The 15,037-nt window shown below is 43.8% G+C and carries 17 protein-coding genes and 1 riboswitch; of the genes, 10 read left to right on the plus strand and 7 right to left on the minus strand.

Translation table 11 applies throughout. The features are described from left to right. Positions 1-91 precede the first annotated feature (91 nt). On the plus strand, positions 92-487 hold the full coding sequence (gene spx / locus LWH95_RS10315; protein ID WP_003239281.1) for a transcriptional regulator Spx: 396 nt from the start codon (positions 92-94) through the stop codon (positions 485-487). Positions 488-529: 42 nt separating this feature from the next. On the opposite strand, the gene LWH95_RS10320 is transcribed toward spx, so the two are convergent. Next, the gene (locus LWH95_RS10320; RefSeq protein WP_148983265.1) at positions 530-1,186 is read right to left on the minus strand and encodes a TerC family protein; all 657 of its coding nucleotides are present in this window, start codon (positions 1,184-1,186) and stop codon (positions 530-532) included. 184 nt (positions 1,187-1,370) lie between these two features. Between LWH95_RS10320 and LWH95_RS10325 the strand changes: the two genes are divergently transcribed. From LWH95_RS10325 to pepF, 4 genes are all read left to right on the plus strand, one after another. Then, entirely contained in the window at positions 1,371-1,496 is a 126-nt protein-coding gene (locus LWH95_RS10325) for a hypothetical protein (RefSeq protein ID WP_119913679.1), read from the plus strand. Continuing rightward, the gene (gene mecA / locus LWH95_RS10330) at positions 1,463-2,119 is read left to right on the plus strand and encodes an adaptor protein MecA (protein WP_003239278.1); all 657 of its coding nucleotides are present in this window, start codon (positions 1,463-1,465) and stop codon (positions 2,117-2,119) included. Before LWH95_RS10325 ends, mecA begins: the two co-directional genes overlap by 34 nt. Before the next feature lie 190 nt (positions 2,120-2,309). Then, the gene (locus LWH95_RS10335; protein ID WP_232919648.1) at positions 2,310-3,431 is read left to right on the plus strand and encodes a competence protein CoiA family protein; all 1,122 of its coding nucleotides are present in this window, start codon (positions 2,310-2,312) and stop codon (positions 3,429-3,431) included. A 229-nt stretch (positions 3,432-3,660) separates the two neighbouring features. After that, positions 3,661-5,490 carry an oligoendopeptidase F gene (gene pepF / locus LWH95_RS10340; protein ID WP_232919649.1) on the plus strand — a complete coding sequence of 610 codons (1,830 nt, stop codon included), beginning with the start codon at positions 3,661-3,663 and terminating at the stop codon, positions 5,488-5,490. A gap of 38 nt (positions 5,491-5,528) precedes the next feature. Here the strand turns inward: pepF and LWH95_RS10345 are convergent, their stop codons facing one another. The 5 genes from LWH95_RS10345 to LWH95_RS10365 form a co-directional block, all read right to left on the minus strand. After that, entirely contained in the window at positions 5,529-5,696 is a 168-nt protein-coding gene (locus tag LWH95_RS10345) for a hypothetical protein (protein WP_032732134.1), read from the minus strand. 313 nt (positions 5,697-6,009) lie between these two features. Then, complete coding sequence (gene spxH, locus LWH95_RS10350) at positions 6,010-6,909, minus strand: protease adaptor protein SpxH (RefSeq protein WP_060398380.1); 900 nt, start codon at positions 6,907-6,909, stop codon at positions 6,010-6,012. Then, a complete protein-coding gene (locus LWH95_RS10355; RefSeq protein ID WP_003239269.1) occupies positions 6,906-7,304 on the minus strand; it encodes a globin domain-containing protein in 399 nt (132 codons plus the stop codon). The genes spxH and LWH95_RS10355 overlap by 4 nt, the downstream gene beginning before the upstream one ends. Before the next feature lie 254 nt (positions 7,305-7,558). Next, positions 7,559-8,296 carry a lytic transglycosylase domain-containing protein gene (locus tag LWH95_RS10360; RefSeq protein WP_332880189.1) on the minus strand — a complete coding sequence of 246 codons (738 nt, stop codon included), beginning with the start codon at positions 8,294-8,296 and terminating at the stop codon, positions 7,559-7,561. Between the two features lie 14 nt (positions 8,297-8,310). Beyond that, a complete protein-coding gene (locus tag LWH95_RS10365) occupies positions 8,311-8,883 on the minus strand; it encodes a CYTH domain-containing protein (RefSeq protein ID WP_019258064.1) in 573 nt (190 codons plus the stop codon). Between the two features lie 123 nt (positions 8,884-9,006). Here LWH95_RS10365 and LWH95_RS10370 point away from each other — a divergent pair, with 123 nt between their 5' ends. Genes LWH95_RS10370 through LWH95_RS10385 form a run of 4 tightly spaced genes read left to right on the plus strand, consistent with a single transcriptional unit; the run spans position 9,007 to position 11,760 of the window. Further along, positions 9,007-9,375, plus strand: coding sequence for a hypothetical protein (locus tag LWH95_RS10370; RefSeq protein ID WP_003239263.1), 369 nt, complete (start codon positions 9,007-9,009; stop codon positions 9,373-9,375). A gap of 28 nt (positions 9,376-9,403) precedes the next feature. Continuing rightward, on the plus strand, positions 9,404-10,039 hold the full coding sequence (gene yjbM / locus LWH95_RS10375; protein ID WP_019258066.1) for a GTP diphosphokinase: 636 nt from the start codon (positions 9,404-9,406) through the stop codon (positions 10,037-10,039). 18 nt (positions 10,040-10,057) lie between these two features. Further along, positions 10,058-10,858, plus strand: a complete 801-nt coding sequence (locus LWH95_RS10380) for an NAD kinase (RefSeq protein ID WP_003224622.1) — start codon at positions 10,058-10,060, stop codon at positions 10,856-10,858. Between the two features lie 14 nt (positions 10,859-10,872). Continuing rightward, positions 10,873-11,760, plus strand: coding sequence for an RluA family pseudouridine synthase (locus tag LWH95_RS10385; protein WP_232919487.1), 888 nt, complete (start codon positions 10,873-10,875; stop codon positions 11,758-11,760). Between the two features lie 237 nt (positions 11,761-11,997). Here the strand turns inward: LWH95_RS10385 and prpE are convergent, their stop codons facing one another. Beyond that, the gene (gene prpE / locus LWH95_RS10390) at positions 11,998-12,732 is read right to left on the minus strand and encodes a bis(5'-nucleosyl)-tetraphosphatase PrpE (protein ID WP_232919489.1); all 735 of its coding nucleotides are present in this window, start codon (positions 12,730-12,732) and stop codon (positions 11,998-12,000) included. A 231-nt stretch (positions 12,733-12,963) separates the two neighbouring features. On the opposite strand from prpE, the gene LWH95_RS10395 reads away from it, so the two are divergent. Further along, positions 12,964-14,808 carry a monovalent cation:proton antiporter family protein gene (locus LWH95_RS10395; protein ID WP_003239258.1) on the plus strand — a complete coding sequence of 615 codons (1,845 nt, stop codon included), beginning with the start codon at positions 12,964-12,966 and terminating at the stop codon, positions 14,806-14,808. A 61-nt stretch (positions 14,809-14,869) separates the two neighbouring features. Continuing rightward, positions 14,870-14,978, plus strand: a riboswitch (TPP riboswitch). Positions 14,979-15,037: the final 59 nt, after the last annotated feature.

The following is a 15,037-nucleotide window of genomic DNA, read 5'->3' on the forward strand; positions in this document are numbered from 1 at the left end:
GTATAATACCTATAAAGATTCCTTTTTTAGAGTAATTTCAATTTAAGAATAAAATAGATGTTCATCCTACTAATTAGAGGAGTGAAGATGAATGGTTACATTATACACATCACCAAGCTGTACTTCATGCAGAAAAGCGAGAGCGTGGCTCGAGGAGCACGATATTCCATTTGAAGAAAGAAACATTTTCTCTGAACCTTTATCTATTGATGAAATAAAACAAATTCTTCGAATGACTGAGGACGGAACAGATGAAATCATCTCAACCCGTTCAAAAGTATTCCAAAAACTGAATGTGAACGTTGAATCTATGCCGCTGCAAGATTTGTACCGCTTGATCAACGAGCACCCAGGTTTGCTTCGCCGTCCGATCATCATCGACGAAAAACGTTTGCAGGTTGGATACAACGAAGACGAAATCAGACGTTTCCTGCCAAGAAAAGTCCGCTCTTTCCAATTAAGAGAAGCACAGCGTTTGGCAAACTAATAGATCGTATCATCAAAAGAAGGCTGAGTCATCAGCCTTCTTTTATTTTTCAACCTGCTGATAATAAATACTCGCAAGGATGACAAACGCGACCGTTAAAATGGGGAGGAGCGTTTCAACTGCACCGTGCTGCGCCATAAAAAAAGACAGCTTTTTGTCCCTGACAATCATTTCTCCGCCGGTATAAGCAAGCAGCCCGCTTCCCGCGTAAATCAGGAGGGGTATTTTCTCAAGTGCAATGTGGATGAGTTTGCTGCCCCAAATAATAACCGGCACCGATACACACAAACCTATGATAACAAGAGAAAACTCACCGTGTGACGCTCCCGCTACCGCTATAACGTTATCCAGCGACATAAAGAGATCTGCAAGCACAATCGTTCGTATCGCTCTCCACAGGGAGGTGCTGCTTTTGATGTGCTGCGTGTCTTTTTTTTCAATCAGCAGCTGATAGCCTAAATACAGCAGGAAAATTCCGCCGGCGCATTGCAAGAAAGGAATGTTCAAAAGATATACGGCTGCGCTTGTTAATCCGATTCTCATGGCAACGGCAATAAATGTTCCGATAATAATGGCTTGCTGTCTTTGCTTGTCCGGCAAATTTCTGCTGGCCATGGCAATGACGACCGCATTATCTCCGCCAAGGATCAGATCGATTCCAACAATGACAAGCAGAGAAATCAGATAGTCATGCTCCATGAATCGGCACCTCGCTTTCGTTCCATCGCTTGTACTACTACTATATGAGACAGGTCGTATTTTATGATATCAGCCGCAGATCTGCCGTTTTTTAGGCAAAGGTGCATTTTTATTTCTTTTGTGACTGTTTTATCATAAAATAGAAATACAAAGGAATTCACACTGGCCTTGCTTCAAGGTTAAGATGTGGACGGAATGGGTAAAGTGTAGTAAAGTACAATTAATCGGGAGCTTAGATGTCCCTTCAACATCTTATATAGAAGGGAAGGTTGGCAAATGGAAATTGAAAGAATTAACGAGCATACAGTAAAATTTTATATGTCTTACGGAGATATTGAAGATCGCGGTTTTGACAGAGAAGAAATTTGGTATAACCGTGAGCGCAGTGAAGAACTGTTCTGGGAAGTCATGGATGAAGTTCATGAGGAAGAGGAATTCGCTGTGGAAGGCCCTCTTTGGATCCAAGTTCAGGCTCTGGACAAAGGATTAGAAATCATCGTCACAAAAGCCCAGCTTTCCAAAGACGGACAAAAGCTCGAACTGCCGATTCCTGAGGATAAAAAGCAAGAACCAGCATCTGAGGATCTTGACGCCTTGCTGGATGATTTCCAGAAAGAAGAGCAAGCCGTCAATCAGGAAGAGAAGGAGCAAAAGCTTCAATTTGTCTTGCGGTTTGGCGATTTTGAGGATGTTATTTCTCTATCTAAATTGAACGTTAACGGAAGCAAAACGACTTTATATTCGTTTGAGAACCGATATTATTTATATGTAGATTTTTGCAATATGACTGATGAAGAGGTTGAAAATCAGCTAAGCATCCTGTTGGAGTACGCAAATGAATCCTCAATCAGCATACACCGTCTTGAAGAGTACGGCAAGCTGATTATTTCAGAGCATGCTCTAGAAACGATAAAAAAACACTTTGCATCATAGCAAAGCCGATTTCTTTCCGGAAATCGGCTTTTTTTTATGCGCTGAAATGCCATTTTTGAGAACTGAAATCAACATCATACATCCAGGCGAAAAATACAGCCAACAGGAGTTGATCATCTTTTCCAGAAAGTATACCTCATCTGGAAAGGAGAGATGACAAGTGTTTAGTGCTGTGACTGAAGACGGCCAAATGGTTCACCTTCTAGGCGCTCAGCGAAGCCAGAAATTTAAGCAGAGACGATTCTTCTGTCCGGCGTGCGGGGGAGAGCTTGATGTGAAGCTCGGACTTCAAAAAGCGCCGCATTTCGCCCATAAACAGAACAAGTCCTGCTCGATAGACATAGAACCGGAAAGCGCCTATCACTTAGAAGGAAAAAGACAGCTGTATGTATGGCTGAAAACGCAACAGGCTTCTCCACTATTAGAACCGTATATCAAGAAAATCAATCAAAGACCCGACATCATGGCAAAGATCAAGAGACACACGCTTGCTGTTGAGTATCAATGTGCCAATCTTGCTCCCGATGTCTTTCAAAAGCGGACAGAGGGCTTCAAACAAGAAGGAATCATCCCGCAGTGGATTGTGGGAAACAGCCGCTTAAAACGAACTGCTCCATCCTTTTATCAGCTTTCTGCTTTCCATTGGCAGTTTATCAATGCGAGCCCATACAGGGAACTGATCTGTTATTGCCCGGAAACGCGTTCTTTCCGCCGGCTCAGCCATATCATCCCGTTTTACACAAACCATTCTTATTCCTCCGTTCAAACGATCCCTATCCATCGGGCAGGTGTAAAAGATCTTTTTTTCACTGAACCGATGCCCTCATTTCAATACTCCGGCTGGACAAAAGCGATTCATCGTTTTCGCCATAAACCCCACCGGTTCATCTCCAAGGAAACAAATCGCCTCAGGCTGCTGTTTTATGAAAAGCGGCAGACGCCCCTTTCTTTTCTTCCGACTGAAGTGTTTGTTCCTGTTATAAAAGGGGCTGTTTTTCATAGTCCGGTTTTTGTGTGGCAGGGGTTTCTATATCTGTTTATTACGGATCTTGGATATAAAGGCGCGCCAATTCGCTTTTCCGCCGTTTTACAGCAGTGCAAACTGCACATTTATAAAAAGAACATTTCGCTCAGATACGAATGCAGCGAAGATTGTCTTTCAGAAGCGGTGAAACAGTACATTGATTTTTTGTGCAAGAAGGGATTTTTAAGGGAGACTCAGAAAGAAATATATGTGCTGAATCAGCCTAAAGAGGGTATACGCTCAATACAGGATCTCATGGAAAGAGACCGCAGCTGTTTTATAGAATGAGTTTGTCTCATTTGGCTCACCCTAAGACAAAGGTGGTGGGCTGGCTGTGAGAGGCACAAAAGGAAAGGTTTTTCGTGTTTTTACTGCCTTTTTGGCATTCGTTCTCTTCATTACTGCATATGATTTGACAAAAGGCAGTGAAAAACCGGAAGATATTCACAACACAAGTTTATTGAGAAACAGCGGTTTTTTCAATTGGCTTGAATCAAAGAAAACGAGGGGGATCACCATGGCTGAGGAAAAAAAAGCAAATCAACTGCCTGACAGAAGTGAGGTAAAGGCAGAAGACACATGGAGACTTGAGGATATTTTTCCTAATGATGAGGCCTGGAATAAAGAATTTCAAGCTGTAAAAGAATTAATTCCTAATTTATCTAAGTATAAAGGAAAGCTGGCAGATTCAGCCGATTATTTGTACGAGGCTCTTACGTATCAAGATAAAGTGATGGAGCGGCTGGGCAGGCTTTACACATATGCGCATATGCGCTCTGACCAAGATACCGGGAACTCTTTTTATCAGGGGCTGAATGACAAGGCGGGAAACCTGTATACACAGGCCGCAAGCGCGACAGCTTATTTGGTTCCTGAAATTTTATCCATAGAAGAAGACAAACTGCAGCAGTTTATTCTTGAAAAAGAAGAACTGAAACTGTACTCCCATGCGATTGAGGAGATTACAAAAGAACGCCCGCACGTGCTGAGTGAGAAGGAAGAGGCACTGCTTGCTGAAGCTTCTGAAGTGCTGGGTTCATCTTCCAATACGTTCAGCGTGTTAAATAATGCCGAAATTACATTCCCTTCCATAAAAGATGAAGAGGGAAATGAAAAACAGATCACTCACGGGAACTTTATTAATTTCTTAGAAAGTGAAAACCGTGAAGTCCGCAAAAATGCCTTTGATGCAGTATATAAAACATACGGTCAATATAAAAACACAATGGCCACTACTCTAAGCGGCACAGTGAAAAAGGACAACTTCTATGCGAGAGTGAAAAAATACAAGTCAGCGCGTGAAGCTGCGCTTTCTAACAACAGTATTCCTGAGGAAGTATACGACAACCTCGTCAAAACGATTAATAAGCATTTGCCGCTCCTGCACCGCTACATCGCGCTGAGAAAGAAAGTGCTTGAACTTGATGAAGTGCATATCTATGATCTGTATACACCGCTTGTAAAGGATGCGGGGATGAAGGTCACGTACGAGGAAGCCAAAGATTACATGCTGAAAGGTCTTGCACCTTTAGGGGAAGAGTACGCCTCCATCTTAAAAGAAGGGCTGGAAAACCGATGGGTCGACGTTTACGAAAATAAAGGCAAACGCAATGGCGCTTATTCATCAGGAGCTTACGGCACGAATCCGTATATTTTGATGAACTGGCATGATAACGTCAATAATCTCTTTACGCTCGTGCATGAGTTTGGACATTCCGTACACAGCTACTATACGAGAAAGCACCAGCCATATCCATACGGAAATTACAGCATCTTTGTCGCGGAAGTTGCGTCAACGACTAACGAAGCGCTCCTTGGCGAATACCTGCTGAACAATTTAGAGGATGAAAAACAGCGTTTATATATTCTCAACCATATGCTTGAAGGCTTCAGAGGAACAGTTTTCAGACAAACGATGTTTGCTGAATTTGAACATCTGATCCATACAAAGGCGCAAGAAGGGGAGCCGCTTACACCTGAGCTTCTGACAAATGTCTATTACGATCTGAATAAAAAGTATTTCGGAGACGGCATGGTGATTGATAAGGAAATCGGCCTTGAATGGTCGCGGATTCCGCACTTCTATTACAATTACTATGTATATCAGTATGCGACAGGGTACAGCGCTGCCCAAGCGTTAAGCAGCCAGATTTTGAAAGAAGGAAAGCCGGCGGTTGACCGTTATATTGACTTCCTGAAAGCGGGAAGCTCACAATACCCGATTGATGTCCTGAAAAAAGCGGGCGTTGATATGACGTCTCCAGAGCCGATCGAAGCTGCGTGCAAAATGTTTGAAGAAAAACTGGATGAAATGGAAGAGCTGCTGATAAAAGTCAAGCAGTCTTAAAAAAAGAAAGCCTGTGCAGAAATGATGCACAGGCTTTTTTAAAACCCTTTAAAGGTTTTCCGGTGGTTCAGGCGGTAGAGGGTAAACAAAATAGACAGAAACAGCAGAGGAGAGGTAATATAAAGCGGCAGCATATGCATCATGCCTAATACATTCAAAAAGAAAAAAACGGCAATGCACACAATTGAAATCACAGTATACATCATGGCGGTCCCCCTCGTCCTTTTTCCTTATTAGGATATGAATGAATGTACTTCGTTATGTTTTGTGACAAAAATATGAACATTAAGCATATAGGTTGTCAAAAGTCGACACCTTTTGTTATCATAAGGATGTGAAATTGATCACAAACAAACATTACCCCTTTGTTTGACCGTGAAAAATTTCTCCCATCCCCTTTGTTGTCGTTAAGACATATGAAACCGCGCTTATCCCGGCGCGGTTTCTTTAGTGTTACAAACAGAACGTATGTTCGATATCGGCGCAAAAAAACAGCCTCAAGCATATACACGCCTGCGGCTATTTTTCACATGATTGATATTCATCAGAATAAGTGCTGAGAGACTTCCAAAACATTCCGTGTTTGGCTTCCACTTTGGCAACCTTTTTAGCAAACGCCAATTTTTTCATTTCTTTTTCTACCTCTTCTAGGCTCAGGTCGTATACAAGAGCAATTTCCTTCGAGGCAACGAAGCGGAAATATTCAATAAAACATTCCAGAGGCGGTGTTTCCGACGGCTTCGGCTCGTCGCCCAGCATCTCAAATAAGATTTCTTCATATACATCATATGAATAGCTGCCGGGTACTTTAAGTCCTTCGTCCTCATGCTGTGTATTGAAAAACGTCAGCGTCGGATTGACGGAAACATCCATTTCAGCGGCAATTTTCATGTCGCATTGAAGCGCCTTGACCGCGCTTTGAGAATGCAGATCTTTTTTGAATTCTTCGAGATCAAGACTCGTTTTTTCCGCAATTTCCAAAAGCACGTTTTCATCCGTAATATTTTTCTTTGAAACAAACAGGCTCTCCTGCATATTCCTGAGAAATTGCATGCCTGCTTTTCTTCCTTGCAGTTCGGCTGCTTTAAAAGCGAGAGCAGCCATATAAGGCGATGAAAGCGGCTGATCTTGCTCGAGCCAGACATTCCCGTCACACGACATGCCGGAGCGGCTCGCGATCTTTTCCCATGCCTCTGCAAGAAGATGCTTTTTCCGTTTCTTATTTAACGCGGTAAGGCTTGCGGAAGCTATGAGGCGCAAGGTGAAAAAGCGTCCGTATCTGATTTTCAGCTTTTTGATGACGGGCTCTAAGGACCAGCATTCAGGGCATAAAGGGTCTACAAACATGTAAATTTCAAGCGGTTTTTTTGGATGACCGTGGCAATGGGCGAAGTATTGCTCATGCTGATAGTTTGTCAAGATGATCGATCCTCCGCTTCCGTTTGATTCACCATATGCCTTGCTGTCAATTCCAGCCGGCCAAACAAAAACTCACGAATATCGCCCTCCAGCCCTACATGGTCCATTGCGTCGTTCATACAGCTGAGCCACGCATCAGCTCTCTCGTTTGTAATTGGAAAGGGAAGATGCCTTGCTCTGAGCATGGGGTGGCCGTGTTCCTCCGTATAAAGCGGAGGACCGCCTAAATACTGAGTCAGAAATTGCTTCTGTTTCCTGGCGGTTTCTGTTAAATCGCTCGGAAAAATCGGCTTCAGCAAAGGATGAGACGCGACACGCTCATAAAAAGTATCAACAAGTTGCGATAGAAGTTCCTCTCCAATCGCTTCATAAGGTGCGTTAAACGATTGTCCCATGTTGACTACTCCTTTAAATATGGCTAATAGGAATCATAAATCCTATTGCAAAAAGTAATTTTCTGTATTTCATCATTTCATCTATGATTTATTTTAGCAACAAGGCATCATTTCTACAAACAAACTGCCTTTTATGCGTTTGATCACAAGTTTCGGCTGACAGCCGGGGTTTGTATTTCATATCATATCACATAAAAATCAGGAATGCGTAAGATTTCACTTCGCAAAAAACCAGAGGGCAAGAGCCGCTCTGGTTACGCGTAATATGCTGAGGTTATTTTTTTTACATAGTTTTGCGTTTCTTGGAAAGGAGGAATGCCTCCATATCGGTCAACATTTCCCGGTCCGGCGTTGTAAGCCGCTAATGCCATAGACACATTGCCGTCGTATTTATCCAGCATTTGTTTTAAATATTTCGTTCCGCCCTCCACATTTTGCTGCGGATCCAGCGGATTAGAAACGCCAAGTGAGCTTGCCGTTGACGGCATCAGCTGCATTAAGCCCATCGCACCTGCTCCGCTAACGGCTTTTGCATTAAAGCCTGATTCCTCCTTGATGACGGCACGGATTAGTTTTTCATCGACGCCATATTTATCAGCGGCTTTTTTTATCGCGTTGTCAATGGAGAAGTCTCCTGAACTGATCTGTTTTGCTTCTTGTTTGTTAGAAGCTGAATCTATAGCAGCTGTTTCGGTGCTGTCTGCCGCTTTTGTGATATAACCTGAATTGCTGTTTGTATATGAGTTAAGCCCATAAGCTGAAAGCAGTGACGGCGCTGTAGAATAAGCGCTGTTCAGCAGGCTGAGCGGGCTTGACGATGCAGCAGATGCTGTTGGTTGCTGCTGAGATGTCAGGCCGTTTGTATATTGGCTGAGCAAAGAGCTGAAGCTTGAGAGCGGGCTTTCCGCATTCTGAGTGCCCGTGCTGCTTGCATTCGATATGGACTGTAAAGCCTGAAGCTGAAGTAAAGCTGCCCAATTCGTTACATTCACGATGTCATTCCACCTTATATAGACTTTCGTTTTTCTTCATAAAAACGCAGAATTTTATTTTTGGTTTCGCGCTGAGGAATGCTGAATTTCTGAAGCAGCTTCTCAAAGGCTTGTTGGCCCTCATGCCAGTCTGCCGCTTCAAATTCGATTTCATAGTCCTCTTTATTTAAATATCGGCTGTGGTCTAAAACTATTAAGCCTTTTTCTGTTTCTTTTTCAGCGCGGTTTGTAGCTAAAGAACCAAAATATTGAATAGCGTCTGAATCGATCTGAAGCTTGTGCAGCTGGTCCTTCACAGGGCCTTCGGGAACTGTAAAGCCGGCAAGATCTGATACCTCTGAAAGCCGCTGGTGCGTTTCCAGCAGCCCCACTTCTGCCGGTTCTTTTAACGTCAGGATATACTCACCGTTCTTTCTTCGAATTCGAAGCGCAGCGTGTTTTTGTTTCAGCGCAAAGCTGTCTGTGTCAAAGTAGTGATTCTTTTGATCTGTAAAATCTTTTTCTGTCAGCTGAAGTGCCATTGTTAATTTTTCAAATTCATGTTTGGTCAGCATGTTTTTAAATTCTATTTCAATTTCTTGGCTCATGTTGCTCTTCCTTTCCGCCCTGAAAATCTTATTTTTACTATTATCTCTTGAGATGTTAGGTTTATCAATATCGAGCTTGATATGGTAAAATGAATCTGTACTTTGTTTAAAAAGGAGAGCATTATGCAAAACAGAATCGAAATTTTGAACGCAACATTATCGGATGATCAGCTTCGTCTTGCCTGTGAGACAGAAGGAAACGAAGCGGAACGCAAGCCGTCAGGTCAAATGCTTGTTGATTCTGACCACTTTGCTTTTGTATACATACTTGAATTAGCTGATTCTTTTGAATATGTCATTATAAAGGAACATGTATGGCCGGAACTGAAGCAGGCCCATGCACAAAGAATTCCGGTCGTTTTAGAGGCAGGCGACGAAACCATTGAACTGGCAGGCCTGCATGAGGAGCTGGAGTATCTCTTAGAAAATATTAAAGATAATGCGAACTACGGAGAAGAAATGGAAGAAAAAGTGAAACGCGTGTTTTTATAGAAACTGGTTCGGAATTGGGGGATGTATGATGGATGACAAACAATGGGAGCGTTTTTTAGTGCCGTACCGCCAGGCTGTCGAAGAATTGAAAGTGAAGCTCAAGGGAGTCCGCACGCTTTATGAATACGAGGATGACCATTCACCGGTTGAGTTTGTGACAGGACGCGTCAAGCCTGTGGCGAGCATACTCGAAAAAGCCAGGCGGAAAGGCATACCGATGCATGAAATTGAAACCATGCAGGATATCGCAGGCCTTAGAATCATGTGCCAATTTGTCGATGACATCCAAATCGTAAAAGAGATGCTGTTTGCCAGAAAAGATTTCACCGTTGTGGATCAGAGGGATTATATTGCGGAACATAAAGAGAGCGGATACCGATCATATCATCTTGTCGTGCTGTATCCTTTGCAGACGGTGTCCGGAGAAAAGCATGTTCTCGTAGAAATACAGATCCGTACGCTGGCGATGAATTTTTGGGCGACCATTGAGCATTCATTAAATTATAAATACAGCGGAAACATTCCTGAAAAAGTAAAACTAAGGCTTCAGCGTGCTTCTGAAGCGGCTTCCCGGCTTGATGAAGAGATGTCGGAGATCAGGGGTGAAATACAGGAGGCTCAAGCTGCCTTTTCAAGAAAGAAAAAAGGAAGCGAGCAACAATAGGTAAAGGGGAAGAAAAGCATGAAATTTGCCGTATCATCAAAAGGAGATCAAGTTTCTGATACGCTGAAAAGCAAAATACAGGCGTATTTATTGGATTTTGATATGGAACTGGATGAAAATGAACCGGAAATCGTCATTTCAGTCGGAGGCGACGGAACGCTTTTGTATGCTTTTCACAGATACAGCGACCGCTTGGACAAAACAGCATTTGTCGGCGTTCATACGGGTCATCTGGGGTTTTATGCCGACTGGGTTCCTCATGAAATTGAAAAACTTGTTCTCGCGATTGCGAAAACGCCGTACCATACAGTCGAATATCCGCTTCTCGAAGTGATTGTGACTTATCACGAAAACGAGCGGGAAGAAAGATATTTAGCCTTGAATGAATGTACGATTAAAAGCATAGAAGGAAGTCTTGTGGCTGATGTGGAAATCAAGGGACAGCTCTTTGAAACCTTCCGAGGCGACGGCCTCTGCCTGTCAACGCCATCCGGCAGCACAGCCTACAATAAGGCGCTGGGCGGAGCGATTATTCATCCATCTATCAGAGCGATCCAGCTTGCGGAAATGGCTTCTATTAATAACCGCGTATTCCGGACGGTCGGATCGCCGCTGCTTCTCCCTTCCCATCATGATTGCATGATTAAACCGAGAAACGAAGTTGACTTTCAAGTGACGATTGACCATTTAACCCTTCTTCATAAGGATGTAAAGTCGATCCGCTGCCAGGTTGCATCCGAAAATGTGAGGTTTGCGAGATTCCGTCCGTTTCCATTTTGGAAAAGAGTCCAGGATTCGTTTATCGGGAAAGGTGAATAGAAAGAGGACGTATCGTGGAGCATTTTTTTATCAGAAAGAACATCACTTCCGCTGAAGACGGGATGACTGTAAAAGAATATGCCGGAGTACTGGGAATTTCGAAACGGCTGCTGACTGATATCAAGTTTGGCGGGGGAGACCTGCTTATCAACGGTGAGCATGTGACGGTCAAATACGTTTTGAGAGAAGGGGACCTTCTTGTCGTGAAGTTTCCTGAGGAACAGGTGAGCGAGACGTTATTGGCAGAGCCTGTTCCGCTCGATATCCTGTATGAGGATGAACATGTGCTTGTGATAAACAAGCAGCCGCATGTGTCATCAATTCCTTCGAGAGAGCACCCATCCGGCAGCATTGCCAATGGAATTATCCATCATTATCAAAAAAACGGAGTGCGGGCGACAGTTCATCTTGTCACCCGGCTGGACCGGGATACATCAGGTGTGATGCTTGTTGCTAAGCATCGCTTTGCCCACTCCATTTTATCGTCAGCGCAAAAAAACGGACTTGTGAAACGCCGGTATGCGGCAGTGGTCCACGGGCGGATGACAGGGGAGGGAACAGTCGATGCCCCGATTGGCAGACATCCTGACAGTATTATTGAACGGAGGGTCACACCGGACGGCCAGAAGGCTGTTACTCATTTTTATGTCACACGCGCAACTGACGATATCACCTCGGTGACATTGCAGCTTGAGACTGGACGGACCCACCAAATTCGTGTTCATATGAGCTACATCGGACACCCGCTGTGCGGCGATACACTGTATGGCGGAACGAGACAGAAAATTGGCCGGCAGGCCCTGCACAGCGAGCATCTTTCGTTTATCCATCCGCTGACGCAGGAGAACATGACGTTCCATGCTGCACTGCCTCAAGATATGAAAGAACTGACAAAATCCTAAAACGGTTTACGTTTTAGGATTTTGTCATCTTATCAGCATGATTGAAAACCCTTGAAGTCTAGGAAGGACGAGCATTGGAGCAGACTTTCACAGGATGTGATGACGGCGGAGTTTAGGCAGGACGCCTGAGAATTTAGCCGCCGTTCCACTCCGTATTGAGCGCCAACGCGCAGGACTGACAACGGATGCGAGGGTTTGTCGACACGCTAAAAGGAGAGGATCAATGATTCTCTCCTTTTATATAATGCGAAATCTTGATTCGTCATAAGGCAGGGAGCTTGGAACAGAGACGGTCTCTATTTCTGGAAAGCGAAAGCCTGTCAGTTTATTTCCGAACACGCAGCCTGTATCGATGTTGATGGTGCGATTGATTTTCCGAGGCTCCTTCACAGGAGTATGGCCGTAAACCACCCAAGCCTTTCCGTTATAGGATGCCGCCCAATCACGTCTGACGGGTCTGCCGTCTGGATACGTTTCACCCGTCACATCGCCGTAAAGCACAAAGTCTTTCACTCTGCGGGTATTTTTGCCGATATCGTCAGCCTTTATTCCAGCATGGGCGACAACTAATTCTCCGTTATGTAAGATGTCGTAAAGCGGCGCTTTTTCGTACAGCTTCATAAACTGTTCGCTGACTGCTTTTCTTTCTTCTTTAGAAAGTTCTTCAAGCTCCGCCGCTGTTGTTTCGAGACCATGCATTACTTTCACCGGATTTCCTTTTAAGTAGCGGTACAGCTTATTGCAATGATTTCCCGGGACATAACGCACAGCGCCTTTTTCGTAAGCGCCGGCTACAAAGCGGATCACCTCTATCGATTTGGGCCCTCTGTCAGTCAAATCTCCGGCAAAAACAAGCACCCTGCCTTCCTCGTGGACAGGTACTCCATTTTTAATTGTATAGCCAAGCTTTTGGATTAATGCAGTCATTTCGTCATAGCAGCCATGAATATCGCTGATTATATCGTAAGCCATGCGGTATCCTCCTTGCCGATTGTTTTATTTATTATGAAGCAAAGTGCTGTGAGTCATCACAAGCTTTTATGTGCAAATTATAGAAGAATCATTTTCTAAACAGGATTAAGACCTTATTACTTTATTTTTTGTCTTGACCCTTGTTAAAATCGCGTTATGTTTTTTAAAAATGAGGTTCTGTTCTTTGAATGAGAACTGGCATAACCCTGATCTAAAAAGGAGGTTCTGATTATGGCGCATACATCTGTCGCATCTTTAGTTGTTGTACTTATCGTTGCATTTTTGACACCCATCCTTTTGCATCGATTTAAACTCAGCATCCCGGTTGTTGTTGCTGAAATCATTATGGGGCTGATTATTGGAAAAAGCGGTCTTAATTTAGTTGTGGAGGGTGATACATGGCTCCAAACGCTCTCTATGCTCGGATTTATCTTTTTAATGTTTTTAAGCGGGCTTGAAATTGATTTTTCATCGTTTGAGAAAGGAAAGAAAAAGCAGCTCCTGCCGAACGGAAAGGAAGCGCCTAATACGTTTGCTGCGGCATCTATAATTTTTGCCGGTATTTTTATTTTATCATTGCTGCTGTCCTATGGGTTCGTCTTGGCAGGATTTATCCAAAATGCTTTTTTAATGACGCTTATTATTTCAACGATTTCTTTGGGCGTTGTCGTTCCAACGTTGAAAGAAGAACGGATCATGAATTCAAATATCGGACAGATTATTTTGCTCGTTGCTGTTATTGCTGATTTGGCCACGATGATTCTTCTTGCTGTTTTTTCTTCTTTATACGGAGAGGACAGCGGAAACATGTGGCTCCTGATGATCCTGTTCGCAGCCGGAGTGGTGCTTTACTTTTTCGGCCGGGTCTTTAAACATCGCTCTTTTGTTCAGACCATGTCAAAAGGGACGATTCAGATCGGAACGCGTGCCATTTTTACGTTAATTATCGTACTCGTTGCCCTGTCTGAATCACTTGGGGCAGAAAATATTCTCGGCGCTTTCTTAGCGGGGGTTCTTGTTTCCCTTCTTTCACCAAACAAAGAACTTGTTCAGCAACTGGATTCATTCGGTTACGGGTTCTTAATACCGATTTTCTTTGTGATGGTCGGCGTGAAGCTGGATATTTGGACTCTTTTCCAAGATCGAACCATTTTAATCATGATTCCGCTCCTGCTGTTGGCGCTGTTAATAAGCAAAATCATTCCTGTCATGTACTTGAAGAAGTGGTATGATAATCGAACAGTTTTGGCTTCTGGTTTCCTGCTGACATCAACCCTTTCGCTCGTGATTGCCGCTGCGACAATCGGCCAGCAGCTTCACGTGATCAGCGCAAATATGTCAGGAGCGCTGATTTTAGTAGCAGTTATTGCCAGTATTTTTACGCCGATCTGTTTTAAAAAATTGTACAAACGGGAGGAGCAGCCGGAGGAGAAAAAGACGATTGCGTTTATCGGCGCCAACCAAATGACTCTGCCTGTTACACTTGAATTGCCGGAGAACGAGTATGACGTGCGTGTTGTGCACGTCTACCAAGAGAATGCAGAGGAAAAGCTGTCAGAATCAGTGTTTACAGTTGAAACGATTTCTGATTATGAGCCTGAAACCCTAGACTCACTCGGTATTTTTGATGCGGATATTCTTGTTGTCGCGACAGGGAATGAAGACATGAATGCCGACATTGCATTACTTGCAAAAGAAAAAGGCACAGAAAGAGTCATTGCCAGCGTCGGATCACCCGAGAATGAAGCAGCTTTGAAGGAGCAGGGGATCAGCATCTTTTCTATTCTGTTGTCGACAAAAACGCTGCTTCGCGCGCTGATAGAAGCGCCTGGCGTCATGAAGCTGCTCACGAACCAGGAGTCTTCGCTGTATCAAATTAATATGGAAAACAGCAAATACGACGGTGTCATTTTGCGGGAATTCCCTTTAACAGGCGACGTCATCTTTGTCAGGATTTTCAGAGGTGTGGACAGCATCGTTCCTCATGGGGATACAAGGCTGAAACTGGGAGACCGCTTAATTGTCACCGGATCTCGGGCGTACGTAACGGATCTTAAGAAAACATTGGAAGGTTAAACCTTGACCAAATAGGGATTCGTGTTAATATAGAGGTGCAGAACAATTCAATATGTATTCGTATAACCACTAGGGGTGTCCTTCATAAGGGCTGAGATAAAAGTGTGACTTTTAGACCCTCATAACTTGAACAGGTTCAGACCTGCGTAGGGAAGTGGAGCGGTATTTGTGTTATTTTACTATGCCAATTCCAAACCACTTTTCCTTGCGGGAAAGTGGTTTTTTTATT

Source organism: Bacillus sp. G16, from assembly GCF_021282335.1.
In the GTDB taxonomy this organism is placed as follows: domain Bacteria; phylum Bacillota; class Bacilli; order Bacillales; family Bacillaceae; genus Bacillus; species Bacillus inaquosorum.

What these genes read in the sequence shown, in the direction of transcription:
- spx (WP_003239281.1), top strand. Translation starts at nt 92, where the DNA reads ATGGTTACATTATACACATCACCAAGCTGTACTTCATGCAGAAAAGCG.
- LWH95_RS10320 (WP_148983265.1), bottom strand. Translation starts at nt 1,186, where the DNA reads ATGGAGCATGACTATCTGATTTCTCTGCTTGTCATTGTTGGAATCGAT.
- LWH95_RS10325 (WP_119913679.1), top strand. Translation starts at nt 1,371, where the DNA reads ATGTGGACGGAATGGGTAAAGTGTAGTAAAGTACAATTAATCGGGAGC.
- mecA (WP_003239278.1), top strand. Translation starts at nt 1,463, where the DNA reads ATGGAAATTGAAAGAATTAACGAGCATACAGTAAAATTTTATATGTCT.
- LWH95_RS10335 (WP_232919648.1), top strand. Translation starts at nt 2,310, where the DNA reads ATGGTTCACCTTCTAGGCGCTCAGCGAAGCCAGAAATTTAAGCAGAGA.
- pepF (WP_232919649.1), top strand. Translation starts at nt 3,661, where the DNA reads ATGGCTGAGGAAAAAAAAGCAAATCAACTGCCTGACAGAAGTGAGGTA.
- LWH95_RS10345 (WP_032732134.1), bottom strand. Translation starts at nt 5,696, where the DNA reads ATGATGTATACTGTGATTTCAATTGTGTGCATTGCCGTTTTTTTCTTT.
- LWH95_RS10355 (WP_003239269.1), bottom strand. Translation starts at nt 7,304, where the DNA reads ATGGGACAATCGTTTAACGCACCTTATGAAGCGATTGGAGAGGAACTT.
- LWH95_RS10365 (WP_019258064.1), bottom strand. Translation starts at nt 8,883, where the DNA reads ATGAGCCAAGAAATTGAAATAGAATTTAAAAACATGCTGACCAAACAT.
- LWH95_RS10370 (WP_003239263.1), top strand. Translation starts at nt 9,007, where the DNA reads ATGCAAAACAGAATCGAAATTTTGAACGCAACATTATCGGATGATCAG.
- yjbM (WP_019258066.1), top strand. Translation starts at nt 9,404, where the DNA reads ATGGATGACAAACAATGGGAGCGTTTTTTAGTGCCGTACCGCCAGGCT.
- LWH95_RS10380 (WP_003224622.1), top strand. Translation starts at nt 10,058, where the DNA reads ATGAAATTTGCCGTATCATCAAAAGGAGATCAAGTTTCTGATACGCTG.
- prpE (WP_232919489.1), bottom strand. Translation starts at nt 12,732, where the DNA reads ATGGCTTACGATATAATCAGCGATATTCATGGCTGCTATGACGAAATG.
- LWH95_RS10395 (WP_003239258.1), top strand. Translation starts at nt 12,964, where the DNA reads ATGGCGCATACATCTGTCGCATCTTTAGTTGTTGTACTTATCGTTGCA.